General features: G+C 34.8%; 25 protein-coding genes. 1 reads left to right on the forward strand and 24 read right to left on the reverse strand.

What is annotated here, in order from left to right; translation table 11 throughout:
- Positions 1–166: 166 nt before the first annotated feature.
- From argH to thsA, 22 genes are all read right to left on the reverse strand, one after another.
- Positions 167–1,588 carry an argininosuccinate lyase gene (gene argH / locus ACKI30_RS00705; protein WP_407409031.1) on the reverse strand — a complete coding sequence of 474 codons (1,422 nt, stop codon included), beginning with the start codon at positions 1,586–1,588 and terminating at the stop codon, positions 167–169.
- Between the two features lie 70 nt (positions 1,589–1,658).
- On the reverse strand, positions 1,659–1,811 hold the full coding sequence (locus ACKI30_RS00710; RefSeq protein ID WP_407409033.1) for a 30S ribosomal protein S27ae: 153 nt from the start codon (positions 1,809–1,811) through the stop codon (positions 1,659–1,661).
- Between the two features lie 9 nt (positions 1,812–1,820).
- Positions 1,821–2,135, reverse strand: coding sequence for a 30S ribosomal protein S24e (locus tag ACKI30_RS00715; protein WP_407409035.1), 315 nt, complete (start codon positions 2,133–2,135; stop codon positions 1,821–1,823).
- Positions 2,136–2,154: 19 nt separating this feature from the next.
- On the reverse strand, positions 2,155–2,664 hold the full coding sequence (locus ACKI30_RS00720) for a GTP-dependent dephospho-CoA kinase family protein (protein WP_407409037.1): 510 nt from the start codon (positions 2,662–2,664) through the stop codon (positions 2,155–2,157).
- Between the two features lie 10 nt (positions 2,665–2,674).
- Positions 2,675–2,851, reverse strand: coding sequence for a transcription elongation factor subunit Spt4 (gene spt4 / locus ACKI30_RS00725; RefSeq protein ID WP_292742379.1), 177 nt, complete (start codon positions 2,849–2,851; stop codon positions 2,675–2,677).
- Positions 2,848–3,432, reverse strand: a complete 585-nt coding sequence (locus tag ACKI30_RS00730; protein WP_407409039.1) for a DNA-directed RNA polymerase — start codon at positions 3,430–3,432, stop codon at positions 2,848–2,850. The genes spt4 and ACKI30_RS00730 overlap by 4 nt, the downstream gene beginning before the upstream one ends.
- Positions 3,433–3,467: 35 nt before the next feature.
- On the reverse strand, positions 3,468–3,860 hold the full coding sequence (locus ACKI30_RS00735; protein WP_407409041.1) for a PIN domain-containing protein: 393 nt from the start codon (positions 3,858–3,860) through the stop codon (positions 3,468–3,470).
- A 10-nt stretch (positions 3,861–3,870) separates the two neighbouring features.
- Positions 3,871–5,085 carry a translation initiation factor IF-2 subunit gamma gene (locus tag ACKI30_RS00740; protein WP_292742376.1) on the reverse strand — a complete coding sequence of 405 codons (1,215 nt, stop codon included), beginning with the start codon at positions 5,083–5,085 and terminating at the stop codon, positions 3,871–3,873.
- Positions 5,086–5,147: 62 nt separating this feature from the next.
- Positions 5,148–5,531, reverse strand: a complete 384-nt coding sequence (locus ACKI30_RS00745; RefSeq protein ID WP_292742375.1) for a 30S ribosomal protein S6e — start codon at positions 5,529–5,531, stop codon at positions 5,148–5,150.
- 38 nt (positions 5,532–5,569) lie between these two features.
- Positions 5,570–7,360 carry a translation initiation factor IF-2 gene (gene infB, locus ACKI30_RS00750; protein ID WP_407409043.1) on the reverse strand — a complete coding sequence of 597 codons (1,791 nt, stop codon included), beginning with the start codon at positions 7,358–7,360 and terminating at the stop codon, positions 5,570–5,572.
- A 34-nt stretch (positions 7,361–7,394) separates the two neighbouring features.
- Entirely contained in the window at positions 7,395–7,847 is a 453-nt protein-coding gene (gene ndk, locus ACKI30_RS00755) for a nucleoside-diphosphate kinase (RefSeq protein WP_292747301.1), read from the reverse strand.
- Positions 7,844–8,005 (reverse strand): 50S ribosomal protein L24e, encoded by a 162-nt coding sequence (locus tag ACKI30_RS00760; protein WP_004034240.1) that lies wholly within the window; start codon positions 8,003–8,005, stop codon positions 7,844–7,846. Before ACKI30_RS00760 ends, ndk begins: the two co-directional genes overlap by 4 nt.
- 14 nt (positions 8,006–8,019) lie before the next feature.
- Entirely contained in the window at positions 8,020–8,226 is a 207-nt protein-coding gene (locus tag ACKI30_RS00765; RefSeq protein WP_116669816.1) for a 30S ribosomal protein S28e, read from the reverse strand.
- 34 nt (positions 8,227–8,260) lie between these two features.
- Entirely contained in the window at positions 8,261–8,629 is a 369-nt protein-coding gene (rpl7ae, locus tag ACKI30_RS00770) for a 50S ribosomal protein L7Ae (RefSeq protein ID WP_292747298.1), read from the reverse strand.
- Between the two features lie 467 nt (positions 8,630–9,096).
- The gene (locus ACKI30_RS00775; RefSeq protein WP_292741980.1) at positions 9,097–9,297 is read right to left on the reverse strand and encodes a histone family protein; all 201 of its coding nucleotides are present in this window, start codon (positions 9,295–9,297) and stop codon (positions 9,097–9,099) included.
- Between the two features lie 254 nt (positions 9,298–9,551).
- A complete protein-coding gene (gene thrC, locus ACKI30_RS00780) occupies positions 9,552–10,748 on the reverse strand; it encodes a threonine synthase (RefSeq protein ID WP_407409047.1) in 1,197 nt (398 codons plus the stop codon).
- Positions 10,749–10,794: 46 nt separating this feature from the next.
- Complete coding sequence (locus tag ACKI30_RS00785; RefSeq protein WP_407409049.1) at positions 10,795–11,412, reverse strand: stage II sporulation protein M; 618 nt, start codon at positions 11,410–11,412, stop codon at positions 10,795–10,797.
- The gene (locus ACKI30_RS00790; RefSeq protein ID WP_292741974.1) at positions 11,412–12,509 is read right to left on the reverse strand and encodes a tryptophan--tRNA ligase; all 1,098 of its coding nucleotides are present in this window, start codon (positions 12,507–12,509) and stop codon (positions 11,412–11,414) included. The genes ACKI30_RS00785 and ACKI30_RS00790 overlap by 1 nt, the downstream gene beginning before the upstream one ends.
- A gap of 98 nt (positions 12,510–12,607) precedes the next feature.
- Positions 12,608–13,123, reverse strand: a complete 516-nt coding sequence (gene endA, locus ACKI30_RS00795; protein WP_407409050.1) for a tRNA-intron lyase — start codon at positions 13,121–13,123, stop codon at positions 12,608–12,610.
- Positions 13,124–13,215: 92 nt separating this feature from the next.
- Positions 13,216–13,929, reverse strand: a complete 714-nt coding sequence (locus ACKI30_RS00800; RefSeq protein ID WP_407409052.1) for an iron dependent repressor, metal binding and dimerization domain protein — start codon at positions 13,927–13,929, stop codon at positions 13,216–13,218.
- 175 nt (positions 13,930–14,104) lie between these two features.
- Positions 14,105–18,163, reverse strand: a complete 4,059-nt coding sequence (locus tag ACKI30_RS00805) for a pseudomurein-binding repeat-containing protein (RefSeq protein WP_407409054.1) — start codon at positions 18,161–18,163, stop codon at positions 14,105–14,107.
- Positions 18,164–18,584: 421 nt separating this feature from the next.
- Entirely contained in the window at positions 18,585–20,234 is a 1,650-nt protein-coding gene (thsA, locus tag ACKI30_RS00810) for a thermosome subunit alpha (protein WP_407409056.1), read from the reverse strand.
- Positions 20,235–20,355: 121 nt separating this feature from the next.
- On the opposite strand from thsA, the gene ACKI30_RS00815 reads away from it, so the two are divergent.
- On the forward strand, positions 20,356–21,366 hold the full coding sequence (locus tag ACKI30_RS00815) for a hypothetical protein (protein ID WP_407409058.1): 1,011 nt from the start codon (positions 20,356–20,358) through the stop codon (positions 21,364–21,366).
- 64 nt (positions 21,367–21,430) lie between these two features.
- On the opposite strand, the gene ACKI30_RS00820 is transcribed toward ACKI30_RS00815, so the two are convergent.
- Both ACKI30_RS00820 and ACKI30_RS00825 read right to left on the reverse strand, forming a co-directional pair.
- Complete coding sequence (locus tag ACKI30_RS00820; protein ID WP_407409060.1) at positions 21,431–22,072, reverse strand: DUF116 domain-containing protein; 642 nt, start codon at positions 22,070–22,072, stop codon at positions 21,431–21,433.
- A gap of 8 nt (positions 22,073–22,080) precedes the next feature.
- Entirely contained in the window at positions 22,081–22,533 is a 453-nt protein-coding gene (locus ACKI30_RS00825; RefSeq protein WP_407409062.1) for a hypothetical protein, read from the reverse strand.
- Positions 22,534–22,546: the final 13 nt, after the last annotated feature.

Here is a 22,546-nt window from a genome sequence, read left to right on the forward strand (position 1 = left end):
TACAGACAAACCAATCCAGAAAAAATAAAGAAATTATACAAGACCAAAAATGGAATTCTAACCTTTTTAGACTTCCAAATGCAAAACTGGACCCAAAAACACATAAAAATTAAATAAGCCTATAAAATTTTACAGACTCAAATTTTAAAAAAAGTAGAAAAAGGAATTAAATTCCTTTCTTTTCAAATTCTTCATTCAAGAAATCTTTAATGTTACTGCGAGCAATTTCGACCATTTCAGGAGCAGGACCTCCCGGAACAGCTCTGATTCTAACATTTTCAGCAGGATTCAATGCCCTTTGAATTAAATCATCTGCAAGATTCAATTCATCAAAACCAAGCTCGACTGCAATGTCATCAATGAATTTGGAAGTGATATCCTCTTCAGCCATCTCATTGGAGGTGGCTTCATTGACAATTCTTCCCACAATCTTGTGAGCGGTTCTGAACGGTATCTTTTTCTCACGTACCATAATGTCTGCAAGATCTGTTGCAGTTGCAAAGTTTTTACCTGCTAGCTCAGCACATCTGTCAACTTTAAATTCAACTGAAAGCAACATTTTTGTTACAATGGACAAGGTGTCCTTGGTTACTTTAACGGCGTTCCATAAATGAGGGGTGATTTCCTGCAAATCCCTGTTATAAGTGTATGGAATGGCCTTTAAAATAGTAAGGATAGTAATTAACTCACCGGTAGCGATGCTGGTTTTTCCTCTTGCAAGCTCCGCTACATCAGGATTTTTCTTCTGAGGCATAATAGAAGAAGTTGATGAGTATTCATCTGCCATGTCAATGATTCCGAACTCATAGGTGCTCCATAAAACCAGCTCTTCACAGATTTTAGCAAGAGTGGATGATAAGGACACCAAATCAAAGACGGTTTCTGTGATAAAGTCACGTGCTGAAACGCCGTCCATGGAGTTTTCCAAATAAGCGTCAAAGCCCAATAAATCAGTAGTCAATTGCCTGTTTATCGGGAAACTGGTAGTGGCCATAGCCGCTGAACCTAAAGGATTCAGATTTACACGTTTATAAGTATCGGCCAAACGTTCATAATCCCTTTTAAGAGCCTGAACATGAGCCATTAAATGATGTGCTATGGTAATTGGCTGAGCGTGCTGCAAGTGGGTAAAACCAATGAAAACATCTTCCAGGTGTTCGCCTGCCATTTCAACTAACCCTTCCATAAACTCCAAAATGCCTATCTGAATTTCCTCAATCATTTCACGAAGAACTAATCTCACATCACATGCAACCTGATCGTTACGTGATTTTGCGGTATGCATAAAACCGGCTTCAGGACCAATCTTGGAAGTTACATAATTTTCAATTGCCATATGAACGTCTTCAATTGATGCATCGAAAACCAAAGCCTCAAAACCTTCCTCCTTAAGATTGTCCAAAGCGCATAAGATCTTATCTGCAATTTCCTCATCGATAATTCCCTCATGCTTCAGCATGGAAGTGTGTGCAAAATTAGTTTTTATATCAGCTTCAAAAAGTAACATGTCAGCTTCAAGTGATGAAGTATATTCTGCTGCTTCATCAGTCATTCCAGTCTTAAAACGACCATTTCTAATATTATCCAAAAAAATCCCTTCTAAAAAGTAAGTTAAAAATTAAAATAATAAAAAAAAGAAAATAAAGATTTAAAAAATCTTATTTTTTCATTTCAGTGTATGCGCATTTACCACAAGCAACTCTGTCACCATGGTCAGCCATGAATACACCTTCACCACAACGAGGACAAATTTGGTTTTTTCTAACAATTTTGTCTCCATCTACTTCATATAAATCAGATTTTCTTACCATATAAATCACCTATTCTTCAGCTTCTTCTTCTGCAGGTTCTTCTTCAGGTTCTGCATTTTTAGCTAAAACATGTTCAGTTTCAATGTATTTTAAATCATCAACAGTGCCGTAGACTTTTGCATAACCTAATGCTTTAGGTTCACCGTAGTGTGGTTGTACATTGTCGACTACGATTAAATCTTTTTTAGTATTTAATAAAGCAACTAATTTAGATTTGATGTCTAAAACTTTAGGAGTTGCTTCTCCATCATAATCAACATAAAATTTAATTTCTTTTCTGTTAAACAGTTTGTTTTCTTTTTCTTCAATAAATTCGATTTCCATGATTAAACCTCAGTTAAATTTATTCTTTAATAAATCCATCAATAAGCCTTTGAGCCTTATTTTTAACGTCAGAAACTTTTAAAAGCACTAACCCTTCATTTGGTTGACCGTATAAGATTGTAGTTTCCGGATTCGCCATGATGATGCAAGGAAGAACTGCAAGATCTTCTTCCCCGGCTACTTCAATTACATAACATTCGCCATTGTCAGATAATTCAAGAGCCTGGCCTATGGTTTCCCATAGATCATCTGTGATATATCCGGCAGGATTGTCCGCTTTTAAAATATGGTCTGCGCGTATAACATCATGAGTATGATTTTTTCTTTGAATTAAATTATCAATAATACCAATATCTGGATACAATTCATGTTCAGTAAGATTTTTGAAAGTTTCATCTCCTACAGAAATTAAAAACTCGGAAGACTTGATTTCTTCAATTGCATCTTCAAAGTCAGGATATAATTTACCTAACGGTTTTTTAAGCTCAATAATTATATCTTTATTTAATTCTGCGTCTAATTTCAACACGATAAAACCTCTATCTAACTCTTAAACAGTATTCTCCTGGAATTTCGATATTTAATTCGCGAGCTAATTCAGATTCTTCAGGATCAGTTATGATTAAAAGACCACTCCAGTTATCAGAAGTAGGGCTTCCACAACTAGGGCAATGATCTTTATTTGAAATCATTTTACAGACAGTACATGCTTTCATTGTTTCGCCTTCCTACTTTTTTCTTTTGCTTCTTGAATCCATTCAAATCTACCTAAATTGGTTTGTCTCATTGTAAGAGGAATTTTGGAATTCCTGTTATTTTCAATGTTATTGGTAGATTCATCCTTAATGGATACGCTAACTGCTCTAGCTCTTACTAAGTCACCTTCATCCAAGGTTTTATTAGATTCTTTTGCAAGCAATGCTCCTCTTTTAGCGTCATAATTAATATAATCATCAGTTACTTGAGAAACATGTATCAAACCGTCCATAGGTCCGATTCTTACGAAAGCACCGTAATCAACAATATCGATTACTTCACCATCAAATATTTCATGTTGTTCCGGTTTGAAGAAAATTGCTTCAAAGACAACATTATGGTAAGAAGCACCGTCACCCATTATGAGTCTTCCTTCGCTGATTTCATCAATATCGTTAACACAGATAAGTAAACCAAGTTTTTTGTCTAAACGACCTTCATACTTCTTGTTTAAAGTTTGAATAGCGACTTCTTCAAGAGGATCATCAAATCTGTAAGGTGGAATTCTTACAGTGTCCTCGATTTTTGTTTTATAATACAAAATAATCCCTCATTTATTAATAAGTTTAATTAATATTATATTTTACCTTCAACAGCAATATATTTTTTTTGTCTCAAATATGCAACTGTTATTCCTTTATCTTTTGCACGATTTTTCAATTCAATATCGTTTGTAGCTAAAACTTCTGAAACTCTAAGTAACGCATCATCCACAGTTTCATTTTCTAATAATGAAATATCCTTTATTTCAATTTTTGAAGAATTAGCTAACTTCAAAGCCAAATTTGCATTTAACCTTGTTTTTCCTTTATTATTTCTTTTCAAACCCTTCAATTCATTGATAACAAAGCTTGGAGTAGTTAATTTATAAGAAGGTAATAAGTTTTCAAGTTCAGTGATAATATCCACATTGAACTGAAAAGGAACCATAAAAAAATTGGTATCTATTACAACTTCTTTAGAGTCCATTATTTGCCCTCTATTTAATAATACCGTAACCTATTAATCTCCAACGAGCTCCAACTCTACGACTTAAAGCAACTCTATCGCCAGGACTTGCACAGACAGGCAATTTAAGAGCAACGTCAACATCATTTTTCTTGGTTGAAGTAACAACACCAATTGTAGTTGTTGTACCACAATTAATCATTAACGGTTCTTTAAGTTTAATTGGAGCGACATCACGCTCTTCTTTAGTACCTACAACACGGTCAAGCAAATTAGCTTCCATAGTGAAACTGTCCAATACGTCAGGCAATGTGCCTTCCTCACCGGCAACAGTTCCGGATAATGAATCTGATTTAGTCAATGACGGATCCAATTTGGTTGCAATACCTACAAGACCACCAGGACCTATTTCTTCAACTTGTTCTCCATTAGCTTCGAGTCCGATAATTTCAGATTTTAAAGTGAGTCTTTCACCGTTATTAGTAGGACCAGGTCTTATTTCAATGGTATCTCCTAATTTGAAGGTACCTTGAACTAATGTTCCACCAATAACTCCTCCTTTAATCTTATCAGCACCGGAACCAGGCTTGTTAATATCGAATGACCTTGCTACATGCATTAATGTAGTGTCATCAATATTCCTTTCTGGAGGTTGAATTTGTTTGAGCATTGCTTCAATTAGGATATCAATATTTGCACCTTGTTGAGCAGATACAGGTATTATTAAAGCATCTTCAGCACAAGTGCCTTTAACAAATTCCTTAATTTCATTATAACTTTCAATAGCTCTTTCTTTTGAAACAATATCAATTTTATTTTGAACTACGATAACATCCTTAACACCGATAACGTCGAGTGCCATGAGATGTTCTTTTGTTTGTGGTTGTGGACAAGACTCATTTGCAGCAATTACTAACACTGCACCATCCATAATTGCAGCACCAGATAACATAGTTGCCATAAGAGTTTCGTGACCAGGAGCATCAACAAAAGATACTTTCCTAATTAATTCAGTTTCGCTCCCACAGATTTCACAAGTTTCAGAAGTAGTGTAGCATTCAGGTTCTCCGCATTCAGGACATTTTCTGAATTCAATGTCTGCATAACCTAAACGGATTGAAATACCTCTTTTTGTTTCCTCACTGTGAGTATCAGTCCATATTCCTGATAATGCTTTGGTAAGAGTAGTCTTACCGTGGTCTACATGACCAACTAAACCTATGTTAACATCTGACTGTACGTTCACAGATAACCACCTTTTTTATAATTTTAATTCAACTTAAAAGTAAAATAAGAAAAATAGTTAAACTATTCTTCCTCTTCTTCATCAGCACCAAGAATATCAGCTATTGATTTACTACCAGCTTTAGTAACTACAGTGTTGATTTGTACAATATCTTCAGCAATAGTGTTTCCTCTTACGGTTTTTCTCCTTTTAACACCATCTGCTTTAGGATGATAACCGATACCACCAGTTAATAAACTTTTGATTCTTCTGGTACCTGAAACATCTTTTTTCATAGTAAAACCGTTTTTATCACTACCACCAGTAATTTTTAAAGTGTAACCGTCTAAACCAACAAGTCCACCATCAAATTCATCACCGATGACTAAACCGTTGAAAGCTTTAGTTTCATCGACTTCAACTTGATAAGAGTCAGCTTTATCAGACACAACTACTTTGAATGCCATGGTATTCCTCCTTAATTTTTTCTATAACCCTTAATTTATTATTCGAAAAGACCAAATTTACCCCAATCTGGATCCTGTTTACGTTTAATCTCTAAAAATTCATATAAAGTTTCATATTCATCTTCAGTTAATTTATCCTTAAATTCCCTTTCAATGAATTTGTAATGCTTTTCAGGAACATCAATATATAATTCATCCCCTTCTTCGAAATGTTTGCCAACAATAGCATCATTGATAGCCATAGCAACCCTCTGACCTCTGGAAATGTCAGGCAATGTTTCACCCTTATCTTCCATACTTGCAATAACTCCAACATACTCACCGTTTTTGTTGATGACAGTCTGACCTTGTTTGACTGTACCGCTAAGTGATTCTATTCCAATAATTGCTGGTTTGCTTTGACGGAAAACAAGTTTTGGCAAAGACATGAATTTTGCAGGTTTGATAATTGCATTATAAAATGCCTTTTTCTTGGCTTTCTCAATTTCATCAATCCATGCTTCATAATCTTCAATAATCTGATAGATGACGTCTCCCTTAAAGAGCTTGACATCGGAATTATTAAGATCCTCAACAGAATTAGGATGAACATCTACATTAAAGGCAATGATTGCACCATGTGTATCATTTTCACTTAATGCAATAGATGAATTAATGATATCTCTACGGTTAACATCACCGATGTTTGCTTCACGAATAGGAATTTCAAGTTCCCTTAACAGCTTAACGATTGCCTCAAGAGAACCTAATGTGTCAGCCTTAACTAAAATACCCTCATCTTCTGTGCTGATGGTAATATCTTCGATTTCTTTCAAGATTTCCTCTTCAACATTCGCATCATCGCTTAAAACTCTAAGCGGTGAGCCGGAAACAACATCATCTAAATTAGGAGCCGCAATCTTGATACCTGCAGCAGCCACAACTTCATCAAATTTTTGGAATTTCTTTTTGGAATCCCTCATTTCCTCCAAAGGAAGTGGCCTTAAAATAGATCTTATTTTAGTTGTTAACACGTCATTTGAAGAAGTCATTAAAGCTATTTCATCATTAGTTCGTAAAACACCGTCATAAATAATACTATCAATGGTAAGACCTAATCCTACTTCTTCCTTGATTTCGAGAACAGTACCTTTTGCAGGAGCATCCTCATTGATTTCAAGCTGCTCGGTTAAATATTCCTGAGCAAGACCTAAAAGCATTGCCAATACTTCAATAATTCCTTCTCCGGATTTAGCGCTAATCGGAATGATTGTAATCTGTGAAGCGAAGTTGCTTACACGGTCAAATCTTTCAGACTGGAAACCCTCTTTGTGAAGTTCACCAACAATTTCATAAACCTTATAATCCAATTCCTGCTGGACACTAGGTGCCTGTTGTGTAAAAGTTTCCTTAAAGGAAGCACCTTCATGTGTTTCCCAACCGAAAATCATATCTATCTTGTTAGCTACCACAATGAAAGGAGTTTTATACATTTTCAAAATGTTTAACGCTTCATAGGTTTGAGGCTTAAAACCTTCATTAATATCAAGAATCAATACTGCTAAGTCCGCTAAAGCTCCACCACGTTTTCTTAAGCTGGTGAACGCTGCGTGTCCAGGGGTATCAATAAAGAACAAACCTGGAATTAAATCTTTGATAGTTAATCTAGAGATAAAATTTCCACAGATTTCTTCAATAGTATCGTTAGGTATTTCAGTAGCACCAATATGTTGAGTAATACCTCCAGCTTCCCTATCAGCTATAGTACTGCCTCTAATATAATCTAATAATGTTGTTTTTCCATGGTCTACATGACCTAAAACTGATACAATCGGGGATCTGATTTTCATAGTATCTTTTTTTATAATAAATTTGTAAATCTATTTATTCGTAAATTAAATCATTGTCAACGATTTTGTAATCGCAAATTTCATCTTCATTAAAGAAAAGAGCAATTTCTCTTTCTGCAGATTCTGGAGCGTCTGAAGCATGAATAATGTTTCTACCGGTATCCATACCAAAGTCTCCTCTAATGGTTCCAAGATCTGCTTCTAAAGGATTAGTTGCACCAACTAATTTCCTGATAGTAGTAATAGCTTCTTCTCCTTCAATTACCATAGCTAATGATGGGGATGAAGTGATGTATTCTACTAAACTTGGGAAAAATGGTTTTTCAGCATGTTCTCCATAATGAGTTTTTGCTAAATCTTCATCTATTTGAATTAATTTACAAGCAACGATTTGAAGACCTTTTTCTTCAAAACGGGATAATATTTTACCCATAAGACGTCTTTGAACAGCGTCTGGTTTCATCATTACAAAACTTTTTTGAATCATTCTTTAACCCATTTAACTTTTCTTGGAACTCTTCCGAGTTTAATCATATTTTTTTCACATTTACTGCTACAAAAGAAATATATTGATCCATCTTTTTTAACGTACATTTTTCCTGTACCTTCTTCAATTTCTTTATTACAGAATGAACAAGTTCTCATGTTGTTACACCTTCTTATGGAGTCTTAATTTCCTTAGCTTCTCTAATAGTATCAAGTAACATTAAGATGTCGCCTTCTCTTACAGGTCCCATAATGTTTCTTGTTAAAATTCTTCCTTTATCTCTACCATCGAGGATTCTGCATTTAATTTGCATTACCTCACCAGTCATACCAGTTCTTTTTAAAACTTCAATGACTTCAGCAGGAGTTCCTTCTTCCATTTTATCACCGTAAAATTCCTTTAAAAGAATTTATTTATTCTTTTAATTCAGCAACTTTTTCTACGATTTCAGCAACAGCAGCTTCAGCGTCACCAGCGTCTACAATACATGCAGATGCAGTACCAACGGTTAATCCAGCAGCTCCACCAACTTGTTCTTTGGTAGGTAAGTATACGTAAGGAATTTCTTTTTCATCAGCTAATACAGGAATGTGAGCAACGATTTCAGCAGGATCTACGTCTTCTGCGATAACGACTAATGCTGCGTCTCCTCTTTCGATGAATTTGGTTACTTCGTTAGTACCTTTTGCTACTTTACCGGTAGCTTGTGCGGTTTCTAATGCTTCTTCAGCTTGTTTAGCTAATTCTTCAGGTGTGTCAAATTTTACATAAATGTTTGCCATAAAATATACCTCCTTTTTCATCTGGCTATGCCATCCATCGGCAGATATTATAATTCTTTTGAATCATAATATAATGTAATTATATATAGTTATATTATTTTTTAACTATAGAAATTACTCAAATTATTCAATAGATGAATAATTTAATATAGTTTTTAATAATACTAATTCTTGAATAATTCATATATCACTAAATATAATTCCGAGAAAAAAATAAGAGGGATTAGACTTTCAATACAAATACTTCTGAATTTCATATAATTTTTAGCAAAACTAAAAATAAAAATTTAGTAATTAATGAAATAATTCTAGAGGACTAGACAATAATAAATTGGTTAGCATAGTATATAAATGTTTTCAAAAATAAGTCAAAAATAAGGAATAAACAATTCAATAATCGAAAATAAAAATCTAAAAAGTGTAAAAGAGATAGTAAAAAAATTACTATCTACATAAAAAAAGCATATCTATTTGATTGCTAATTTGATGTCTTCTGCTTTTACAGTTTTTCTACCAGCGTGGCGTGCGAATCCTACAGCTTTTGCTGCAATTTCATTACCGCAGTCTTCGATAGCTTCGGTTAATGCGATTTTTGCATCATCACTTACTCTTTGTGCACCAGCATTTTTTAAGATTCTTCCTACAGGAGCTATTGGTAATTCACTCATTATTTCACCTCATTAATTTGTTAATAATTAATTTTAATTTGCTTATATATAAATATATTGGTTTAATAGTGTTGATTTTTGAAAATTTCAACATTAAAAAGCAAATTGTAATAACCTAAAAAGTGCAAGTATTGTCTTTGAAAATGTTTTTCATACAATACTTTAATTAAAAAAAGTGTTAATTAAAATAAAAAGAATGAGAAATAAAAAGCAATATAGCAAAATAAAAGGAAAATAAGATTATTTTAAAAATCTTATTTATTCATCAAAATTTTTCTTAAAGTGTCTATATCCGCATCAACCTGTGTAGGCTGGGTACATGCATCAATAGCAGTGTTAGGATCTTTAAGTAAATGTCCGGTGACAACGCAGGTAATTGTTTCACCTTTATCGACTACACCTTCATCAACAAGTTTTTTAAGACCTGCAATGGAAGCTGCAGAAGCCGGTTCAACACCAATACCTTCTGTTCTTGCAAGCAACTTTTGAGCATCGAGAATTTCTTCATCAGTTACGGTTTCAGAATAACCGTTGGAATCATAGATTGCATTTAATGCCTTGATGTCACTTACAGGAGCACCGATACGGATTGCAGTAGCAATGGTTTCAGGATTTTCTACAGGAACGACCCTTTTATCTCCTTTTTTGAATGCATTAGTAACAGGGCATGCCCCTTCCGCCTGAATACCGGTCATCATTGGAAGATCCTTGATAAATCCTGCATCATAAAACTCTTTAACACCTTTCCAGATAGCTGAAATGTTTCCGGCATTTCCAACAGGCAAGATTATCCTGTCAGGAGCCTGCCAGCCTAAATCACGGACAATTTCATATCCGATTGTTTTTTGCCCTTCCAGTCTGTAAGGGTTGATTGAATTCAACAGGTAAAGATGTTTTTCCAATGCAAGTGCAGTCATAGCTTCAAGTGCTTCATCAAAGTTACCGTTAATAGACATTACTTCAGCACCATGGAACATAGCCTGAGCCAGTTTACCGAGTGCAACTTTACCTGAAGGTAAAAATACAATGCATCTTAATCCTGCACGGGCAGCATAAGCTGATAGGGAAGCTGAAGTGTTACCTGTTGAAGCACATCCGACTGTGCTTACTCCGAGTTCCATAGCTTTGGTCATACCGACAGTCATACCTCTGTCCTTAAAACTGCCTGTCGGGTTGGAACCTTCAACTTTAACATATAAGTTTACACCAAGCTCTTCTCCTAATTTATCACATTTGCAGAATGGAGTTCCACCTTCGTCAAGAGAAACGATTTTTTTCTCATCGACAGGAATGCATTCCTTAAATTTCCATAAATTGTCTTTTCTACCGTCAAAAGTATCTTTAGAAACATCAATTTCATTGACGAGTTCAAGTACGGATCCACATTTTTCACAAGTGTAGATTACTTCATCGTCATCATATTCTTGTCCACATGAAACACATCTAATCATAAAATCACACTATATTATTTTTTTAAAATTTGTATTATATAAAAGTTTAAGCCAATAATGAAATAATCGATTTGGCGATTGGCAATGTCAAATACACTTCAACAAAACCGGCGATTGCCATCAGAATCGAAGCGATGACAAACAATATTACAGCCTGTTTTAACTTATCGCTACTTGCATTGAATGAATTTGACAAACTAAGTTTAACAGAACTATCTTTTTCGCTCCAAAGGGCTCTTAAGAACCTATAAATGAAATTAAACAGAACCAAACCGCTTGAACATGCCAGAATGCATGATGAGAATTCAAAAATCCCGTGGGGAACAATCAAAAGTACTGTGTATAGGAGATTATCTGAAGCTGCAACATAATAGCCGACGAAAAATCCGTTGAATGCCAGTATCACTGCAGAAAAACAGAATGCCATTCCATAAAGGAACATCTGAAACACAATTCTAATGTTGTTGAAAAATATGTCTGCAAATGTTAATCTGATAACGCCTGCCTGTACCTTTTGAGTTAAATCCTCAACCAAGGGGTTTAAGTAAGCATACAGGTTGGGTTCCAAAACATAACCTAAAATCAGGGAAATGAAAAGTATAGCCACTGATAAAAGAATGGCTAACCTGTTTTCGCTGAACGCTAATTTGATTTCCCCAATCATTATATCAAAGTTTTAGCAATTTCACGAGCTTCAACCTGCTTTTCGTGCAGGTCATCGAAGAACTCTTCCATCAATTCAGCGGTTCTGACCTTACAGTCTCCACAGCGTAAAGTGCCGTTTAGGCAGTCAGTTCTGATTTTTTTAAGCTCTTCATCATCGTCAATGAAATGGTAGAGAAGCATTTCATAAATTACACACTTATCAACTTCACCGCCCAATTCCTGCTGCTCTTTTAGGCTTTCTCTTCCACCGGTTTTGGCGGATTTGACTTTTTTGACTGCGTCTTTGGTTTCGTCATTGAGATAAATTGCAGTGTTAGGTTTGGAACTGCTCATCTTGTCTCCGGTCAATCCGGTCAGGAATCTGTGATATGTTGAAGCCGGAGTTAAAAATCCTAGCTCTTCATGGAGTTTTTGAGCTATGTCTCTTGTAAGTCTGATATGAGGGTCCTGGTCAATTCCGACAGGCACAACAACCTTCTTTGGACCTCCAAACTCTTCAATTTGCGGAAGCAATATGTCAGCAACCTGAACTAAAGGTGCCTGAATGTGTGCAATGTTGGTTGAAGGGGTGAACCCATAAATAGCTTTCAGCTGATTGAAATTGGTTTTGCTGGATGCCTTGAATGCAAGATCCTGCAGTAATTTATTTTGAGACTGGAGATACACATTAACATTGTCCTTTTCAAGGTCGAGACCCAGTGCAATCCAGTTGGTCAGGTATTCATCCACTGCAATCTGACGGCCTTTTTCAAAGCTCATTCCACGTGCGGCATATGATTCCAAATCTGCAATCGGTAAAGAAAGCATTGCTCCTTTTTCCTGATACCATTTAAGCTGGTCTACAACCATCTTGTGGCCGATATGCATCTGACCGCTCGGCATCATGCCGGTTACAACAGCAAAGTCCTTATCCTGATTGATTAAATTATTTATCTCATTGAATTCCCTGTGACCGAAAATTACCCCTCTTTTCATCAGTCTTTGAGGGTTTTTAATATCATCAACAATGTCTGAAATCTTGCCGATTCCAAACTGATTAACTAACTTATCATAATCCAGGCTAAATGATGCCCATGGGTCGATTAAATTTTCCACATTATCACTCTCACACACACTAAATTAAATATCACTTCAATGATTATAACATTTGAACAATAATCATGCCAAAATATAACTGATTTCTTTAATTTAAATTAAGGTCTTGTCCATTCGATATTATAGTATGTAATATCAAAATCATCATCCACAATAGCCAAAAGAAGTTTTTTATTTACACCATGTGAAACCCTGACATAACTTGCAAAATCAAGTGCATTGATATCATAGTTTTCAAAAATGATTTTTACCAAATAATCTGAATGTCCCTGACCAGGAGATCTGCCACGGTCATACAGCCTGAATTCAGAACCGTATTTGAATCCTGTTTTAATTATATATCCCCTGTCCTTCAGGTCACGGTAGACTATATATTTAGCATAATTATCCTGTTCCTTCAATATATCAATCAGATAACCTATGCTGCACTCAACGTCATCTTCATAAATATTTAAACGCCCTTTTTCCAACAAATAGCATGCTTCCATCAAAGAAAGTTGAAGACAATCAGCTTCAATTTTACCGAACTTGCTTTTTTCATGCAAGGCAATCGGTCTTTTACTACCTTCTTCAATTTTAACAGACACTATTTCATTAGATAAATTTCCACGCATTAAAACACCAAAAAAGAAATAAATTATATTTAATGCTATTAAATTTGAAACAAATATTATATAAAATTTATGAAAAAAAGAAAAAAAGAAAGTTAAATTCTAATAAAAATATTATTAGCCATTTCCAATGGAATATTTAACTCCTTATCATCAATTGTAACCAGGAAGTAGTTACTTAACCTGTTTTCATTGAACTCATAGCTTAAATGTGAACCGATTTTAATATTCAAGTCAGAGATATCATCCAATAGCTCCGGACTTCCGCGAATAAATGAAATTACACCTTCACTGTTGGAAGTCAACTCGGATATGGACAATAAATTAAATGACCTGTAAACAACATGGTCAAAATCATGTTGGGAACCGCATTCCTGACAGTTTTTAAAGTCAAAGTTACAGGCAGGGATAATATGATTATCAGGACATAAATCAGGATTATTCAACAGATTGCATAAAGCCCTTTCGGCTTCATCTGATAATGTGTGTTCCATTTCACAAGCCTGCTCATGGACATTCTCATGTTTGATTTTTAAAACATCAGTTAAAAACTTCTCTAAAATCCTATGTTTTCTAGTGATTTTTTGAGCTATTTTCATACCGTCATGGGTTAATGTAGCGCCTTTATAAGGTGTGTAAACAATATAACCCAATGTTTCTAATTTTTTAAGCATTTGAGTTACACTGCCCGGAGCGATTTCGAGATCTTTTGACAGCATTGTTGTTGAAACCTGTTCTCCATTACTTCCGTTACGATAGAGAACTTCCAAATATTCCTCAATATTTTCACTTATCTTGTCATCAGCCATGAGATTCACCTGAAATATTATTAGTTTAATTTCTGTAATTAAGACTATAAAAAAGTTTGGGTAAACCTAAATAAAAATCAAGGAAAATGATGTAAAAAAAGAATTCCAATTGAATATTGCACTTAAACAACCGTGCAAAGATTTTTAAAAAAAAATAAAATAAAAAAGGAATTTATTAGAAGGAAATACCTGAATAAATTCCATTAAGGGAATATGAATTTGTATTCCAATTTACTACTTTACCAAATGAGTTTCTATTACTGGTTGCATCAGCAACATACCATTTGCCGTCAACCAATATCTGAGTCCATACGTGACCGTAAGTACTTCCACTTAATGTGAAATAACAGGTACCGTGAACATATCTGGCCGCAAGACCTGCAGTTCTAGCCATTGCAACAAGCAAATGAGATTGGTCAACACAGTTTCCGGTCTTAGCAGATAATGTACCTGCTGCACCATATTTGGTATTATAGTAGAAACTGTAGGATACTTTATCTCTCACATAGTTGTAGATTGCAACCGCCTTGTCATAATCTGAAGTTAAACCGCTGGTTACAGAGTTAACAATAGATTTGATAGCGCTGTTACCCACTTGACAATTGGTTGAAGATTTTAAATATGCTGTAAGGTCACTAACCTTGTTTGCTTCATTTAAACCTGTACCAGTTCCAGTCAAGGATGAACTGCCGCTGCTGCTTGATCCGTAAGTGACAACTACGTAATTTGGCAATTCATTATTAGTGTTGTAATAAGCCAATACACGTGAAAATGAATCGACTAATTCTGAATAAATTATTTTTCCAACATCTGAAGAAGCATAGTTTGGAGCTAATTTATTGGTACTAATGAATTTTGCAACGTTGTTTGCTACAGTAATATAGTTATCTTTGGTCAATTGCTCTGAACTGATTGTATCACCGTATGGAGATTCAGGAGCGCTTACTCCACTAATGTAACTGATGTCCTTAGTATTTGAATTTCCAATTTGGTAAATAGCCTGACTCATCACATACAGGAATTCAGGTAAAGTGAATGTGATTCCACCGGCAGTGACTGTTGCAGGGAGCTTACCGTTATTGGCATAATATGTTTTCAGATTGGTAGCACCGGTCAAGACATTCTTAATTGAAATTGTCTTGGATGTTGCAGTGCTTGTATCAGTAGTAGGAGTAGTTGTGCTTGAACTGGACTTTTTAATTTCACTGATAGTTACGTAATTTGGTAACTGTGAGTGATTTTTATAATATGCAACAATTCTGGAGAATGCATCAACTAAGTTTTCATACTTGATGTTACCCAATGTTGAACCTGCATAGTTAGGAGCCTGCTTATTGGTTGAGATATATTTGGCCAATCTAGTTGCCACATCAACATAATCCTCTAAACTTAATTTACCTTCAGAGTCACCTGCAGAATTAGCCGGTGCTGAAGCGGACAATACCGGAACTGCAGAATTTTTTCCATTATTAAGGTTTACTACAGCCTGTGCCATCATGTATAAGAATTGAGGAGTTGTGTAACTTACTCCACCAACAGTTACTTTTGAAGGTACCGCACCGGTTGATGCTATTGTGCTTTTCAAGGTATCAGCTGCGGTTAAAATATTTGCTAATGTTACAGTTGAAGAACTGGTTGAACTGGAACTAGAACTTGAAGAACTGGAACTAGATGAACTGGAACTGGAAGAACTAGGAGTCACTTTACCAGTTAATGAATTAAAGTCAACAAAGTTAGTTATACCCCATCTGAATATCACAACACCAGTTGCCTTACCGTTGACTCCTGCCTGAGCATCCTTGGTTAAATCACTAGTAGATAATTTTGTAACATCATCATCAGATTTATATGATTGTATTCCTGCCCAGATTTCAGCACCATTGGAGTTATCAACAAACCATTTGGTTACGGTGGTAATCCATGAAGTGGATTTACCGTAATTTCCTTTATAGATCATAGGAATAACTACATCCATGTATGAACTGATTGCTGAGATGTCCTGACCATAGTAATATGCATTACTTGTAGTTTCAGGCATGACCGCACAGGATACGATGAGATGTGGATCCAATGCATGAAGTGCCTGTGATGCTAATTTAGCAAATTGACTGATAGCTGCAGTACCGCCAGTAGTTTTATAAGCAGTACCAGGATATCTCATATAATCAAAGTGAATACCAGCAATACCAGCAATAGAAGCATATTCTTTAGCTTCATTGATTATCTGATTGAAGTATGCTGTGTTAGGACTGCCGTTTTTAACCGGATTGATCCAGCCACCGTCATAGAAGGCTTGCATCCAGATGTGAACTCTTATTCCATATTTATTTGCAGAAGCAACCCATGATTGAACAGCGGATTTACCCCATTTTTCAACAGCAAAGAAATTTAGGAATATGTCTGAAGTTCCTTTAGAAGCCAAACTACTTAAATCGACACTTTTCATATCTCCACCGAAAAGCCAGTAACCGTAACCTGCTAAACCATTTTCAGATGCAATGATACTTATTGATTTACTATAGCTACTTGGAGCGTTATCGTTATCGCCGGTTGCTTCATATTTAAATGTTGCAGTATAGTTTCCTGCAGGCAAGTATACATCGAATGCAGCGCATCCGTTTGTGAAAGTGGTTACAGAATAGGTCTTGCCGTTAACTGTTAACTTGACAGTTTCACCGCCCATACCGTTACCTTCAGAATCTTTTAAGATTACTCTGAAAGTTTGAGATCCTGCTTCAAAAGTTCCTTTACTCCATGTAATGGTAGTAGGAGCCCTTTCCTTAACGGTTATTTCAGATGATGCAGTTTTTGCATTTAAAAATGAGTCTCCTTTATAATTATATGTTATAGTATATTTACCAACAGCCAGGGAGATAGGCAGTGAAACCACTCCATTGCTATCAGTAGTTTTAGTATATGTATTTCCATTTAAAGTTAAAGTAACAGTTTTACTAGCTAATGGAACACTACCGGATGTTAAAGCAACTTTAAATGAATTTCCAGCACCGTTTCCAAAAGTAGTTCCACTTTTAACTGTGAAAGTAGGTGTTTTACTTGGAAGGATGGTAACTTTGCTTGAAGTACTTGATGCCTTATAAAAAGCATTTCCATCAAATTTATATTTTACAGTATAAACACCGTTAGCTAAATTAGGCAATGTCAGATAAGCATTACCTTTACTATTAGTTTTAGAAGTGTAAGTTTTACCGTTTACAGTAAATTTAATAATTTTACCAGATCCCGGTGCATAACCTAAACCGTTGAGTAAAGTAACTTTGATTTTTTTAGTGCTGGTACTTTTGAGGAAGTTATATGCACTAGCAGTTAATTTTGAAGTAGTTGATTTAACTACTTTTACGGTATTGGTCTTGGTTAATCCGTCAGTATTGTAAGAAATCATCTTATATGTACCTTTCTTGAGATTGGTCATTGACAGACTAGCTACACCGTTACTATTAGTTTTTACAGTATAAGTTTTACCATTAATCTTAAACTTAACGTTTTTGTTAGCTAAAGCTTTTCCGTTACTTTTTAAAAATGTTGCTGTGAATTTTTTAGCATCGGTATAAACCTTAGTAACATCGCTTGCCTTAATTGTTGTTAAAACCTTGAAAGTGTTGGTTTTCTGATAACCAGTCACCGGATTAGTTGCAACAACCTTATAAGTACCTGGTTTAAGATTAACTGCGAGGGAAGCCACACCTTTTGCATTAGTCTTTACAGTTTTTGTAACACCATTCAATACAATCTTAACATTGGTGTTAGCCAATAAATTACCTTCCTTGTCTGTAAAGGTTGCAGTGTATTTTGTGCTTCCTTTATAATATTTAGAAATATCATTTGATTTGATGGTATCTGCAATGTCTACAGTAGAAGAAACATTACCAGAGTCCCCATATACATCATCGGATGATACAGATAAACTGGTAACCCCATTTTCACCATCGTCATTAGAATACGTTACTGTTGATAAAGTATTTGAATTTTCAGATCCTAAAACTTCTTCACTTGATAGAGAAACTTTAGATGAATCATTATCAACATTTGAATCACTAGATACAGAAATTTCTGATGAATCAGCAGTTTTCTCCAATGGGACTGAAGCATCTGATGTGTCATCTACTAAGCTAGTAGTATATGAATCTGTAACACTTACTTCACTTGCACATACAGCGCTAAGAGAAAATACTACGATAAGCGCCAAAAAAGCAGTGAGTAATAATTGTTTGTTCAAAATATTTTACCTCCATAACAATTTTTTAAACATTCCGTGAGCTTACATTCTCACTTCAACAATATTTATTTCAAAGATGTTATATAAACCTTTTTATTTAGAAAAAAGGATTATACTTGTTTATTTTTAAAAAATAAGTTTAAAACTTAATGAAAATTAAAAGTTAAGCAAAATTATACTTGAATATTGCTCTAAAAGGATTAAACTATATGAAATGAAAATTAAAGTTACTTGACTATATTATAATATAAACAGTAATTGTAGTGCTTATCATATAAAATACCCTATGATTTAAACCTTTTTCAACTAAAAACATAGATTTTATTTGAGTTAGAATAAAAATCAAATGAAATAATAGAGTATAATCAAAAATAAGCGCGAAAAATAAAAAAAAGAAAAATGTAAAAATTTTTTAAAAATTTTACATCATTGGAGGCATACCGCCCATACCGCCAGCACCTGGCATTGGAGGCATACCACTTGCATCATTACCAGACTCATCAGGTCCGGTGGAATTCAATGCATTTCTTGCTGCAATCATATCATCAATACGTAAAATCATTTCAGATGCTTCACCAGCAGATTGAAGCGCTTGGATTTTAACTCTTAAAGGTTCAATAACTCCAGCGTCTTTCATGTCCACTACTTCACCTGAAAATACGTTGATTCCAATGAATTTGGAGTCTTCATGAGCAGCTTTTAAATCAGCAATTAAGTTGATGGTGTCCAAACCTGCATTTTCAATCAAGGTCCTTGGAATAACTTCTAAAGCTTCAGCATATTTTAAGATAGCTAATTGTTCTCTTCCACTTACGGATTCACCATATTCTCTTAATTGTTTTACCAAATCAATTTCACAAGCTCCTCCACCAATGAGAACTTTTCCTTCTTCAATGGTTGCTGCAACTACGCCTAAAGCATCATCCAATGCTCTTGCGATTTGTTCGGTTACATAACGGGTACTTCCCCTTAAAACAATGGAAGAAGCTTTTGGATTTTCACATTCTTCAATGAAGGTCAATTCATGGTCGAATAATTTGTCAAGATATACGTGACCAGCAGTACCTAACTTGTCTTCAGTTAAATCTTCAATGTCAGTGACGAGTTTTGCGCCGGTAGCCTTTTCGATTCTTTCCATGTCAGATTTTTTAACCCTTTTGTAAGCCATGATTCCTGCTTTTTTCAGGTAGTGTTCTGCCATGTCGTCAATACCTTTTTGACAGAATAATACATTAGCTCCAGAATCGATAATTTTTTGAACTAAATCCTTAATCATCTGTTCTTCGTTTTGTAAGAAGATTTCAAATTGTTCAGGACTGGTAATGTCAATTTTGGTATCAGTGTTAATATCTTTTAACTCAATTGGATATTTCATGATTGCAATTTTAGCGTTTTCAACATCTTTAGGCATGTTTTTGGAAACAGGAGCCTTATCGATGACAATTCCTTCAGCTAAAAATGAATCTTCTACAGAATCTCCGGAAACCCTTTGAATATTAATGTTGTCAATGTCGGATTTTCCGTCTTCCTCAATCCTTAATGCAGCTTTTACAACAAGGTCAGCCAAATGTTCTTTTGCATAGTCTGATCCTTTACCGCTCATAGCAGTGACTGCCACTTTTTTAAGGGTTTCTTCATCATCAGCATCAATTGCAATTCCATTTAAAAGCTCGATTGCTTTTGCTGTAGCGTTTCTGAATCCTTTTACTACAACAGATGTAGCGATTCCATCATCTAATAATTCTTCAGCTTTAGCTAATAATTCACCTGCAATAACAACAACGGAAGTGGTTCCGTCACCGACAATTTCTTCTTGTTTTTTAGCGGTTTCTACAAGCATTCTAGCTGCAGGTTGATTGATTTCCATTTCTCTCATGATAGTTGCGCCGTCATTGGTGACAGTGACATCACCTAATGAGTTGACTAACATCTTATCCATACCTTTAGGACCTAAAGTGGTTCTTACAATACCAGCTAATACTTTAGCTGCAGTGATATTCATTCTTAAAGCATCTCTTTTAGAATATCTTTCTGTCCCTTCAGGAAGAATAAATATTGGTTGATTTGCCATTTCATAATCACCTTAATTTTTTTTAAATAAAAATATATATAAAACTAAATTTTTATACATATATAAATAGGTAAGAGGTTATATAAAAACCTTGTCAATTAAAGTAACTTTTGGTGTGTTAATGTACGAAGACATAATAAATGAAATCAAATCTAATTTAGGTGAAAACCCCGATTTAAACAAGCAGTATTTATCCTCACAGATTGAGAAATATGCTGATCATCCCTACAACAAAGAGATAATCAAGGAAATCTCCCGTATGATGTGGGACTGTCTTAGCGAAGATGAAAAGAATGAATTTATTGAAATATCCGATAAGGAAAATCCAATAATCGATATTTTGAATGACATTTCCTATGATATAGAAGGTGGCGAATATGACACCGCATTGGAAAAATTAGACAACTTCATGGAAAGTTTTCCTGGAATGTTTGAAGATGACAAAGTAAGCGAATATCACTTTTTCACAAACCCTTTAGAAGAAATATTATTCAACACATATATTGGGGCTGAAAAGACTTTAAGATACATTCCGGACAATCAGCCACTGCTGGATTTATACTACATCTACGGATTTTTACTTCTTGAAGCGAAACAATACGAAGAAGCTGAGATATACCTGAAAAAAGCCATTAAGATAAACCCTGTTTCTTCAAGAGTAATACTGGAGCTGTGCGAGATTTACAAAGTGCACACCTACACATACAATAAATATTACATGCATGCAACTGATGCCCTTAAATATGCATATTACCCTCAAGACATTGCAAGATGCTACAGGACACTTGGGTATTATTATGTAGAGGAAGACCAGCTTGAAACCGCATTTGCACTCTTCAGATACAGCATGAACTTTGAATTGAGCCCAATGGCATATTCCGAAATCAACTACATCAAAAGCAAAAATCCTCAAGTCGATTTGACCCTGGAAGAAAGTATCGATATTCTTAAGAATAAAAATATCCAGATTGGTTTGAATCCATTCATTTTAACCACATTGGATAAACTTATTGAAGAATATGAAGAAAATAAGCTGTTTAGCCAGGAACTGTATTTCCTGAATATCAAATTTGACATTTTAAAGGATGAGGAAACATATGAAAAAATCAAAAATATTCAAGACCTGCTGTAGTCTTTACAAATGACAGCAAATCATTTATTTAATAGTAAAAATGAATCAAAAAAAGAATGTCAGATCAGTATTTGGAATCCAGTTTTTCAAATACTTTTTTAACATTTACTTTTGTCTCAAAACATCCTGTTTTTTCAAGCAATACCCCTTGAGGGCAAAAGTCAGACAAAAGCATCATCATCTGATTTAAATCTTCATGGCATGCCACACCAAGCACAGCCTGAAATTTGTTTTCCATAACTATCTTTTTGACAAAACTTGAACCCGGAACGATATATAACTTATAGCCCAAAGGTTCGGATTTCTTTTTGATGACACCTATGGAACATAATCCGCATTCGGTACAGTTAAGACCTTCCTTTTGAAGTGTTGCAGGACAATCTCCATGTCTAAGGCAATGCGGCAGGAATACAAGTGTTTTTTCAGCGGGAATCTCTTTGAATTTTTCCTTGTTGATTTCATCACGGACTTTTATGGCAATGTCATCAATGATATTGTCATCCAATTTTAAAAAGTGAGCTATTGTCTTCAGTGGAGAATATAGCAAATCAACTATATACAAAAGGAATCTCGGGAATTTTATCTGGTTTTTCTTTGCAATCAGGACTCCTAAAATAAGCACAATAATCAGTAAAATGAGTATTATACCAACTACAATAACCACTAACTGCCCTAAAAACATGTAAAATGAGTCAACAAATAACATTTTTTAACCTAAAATTTTTCTATTGAATAATCATCGAATTGACGGTTTAATTTAACTCCGGTCGGTGTTTTTACAATTTCAAGTCCTGACAGACTATCACAGGAACACAGCACATTCTGTTCAGGATGGGTTCCTGGAGTTATGTTGCAATTCAGATTAACTTCATCTCCAATTGATATGACAGTTTCCAAACGTTTGGTTGACGGATGATCCTTGTTTAAAATTACTAGAGGGGATGACTCTTCACGGCTAAGATAAGCCTGTGAACGTATTGCCCTTTTGTCTTTCTTGAAATTTGATACTGCAATAATGTCGTCTGATTCCAAAAACTGAACTATTTCCTCGTTGTCCTGGGTCGCTATAAATAGCATTTTATTTTCATAGGCCACTTTAACGACACCTACCATTCCGGTTTCGCCTTCAATAAATAGAATTTCATCGTTTTTAAAATCAATGTTCATAAAATCACTAAAA

The sequence above is a fragment of the Methanobrevibacter sp. genome (assembly GCF_045539575.1).
Lineage (GTDB): Archaea > Methanobacteriota > Methanobacteria > Methanobacteriales > Methanobacteriaceae > Methanocatella.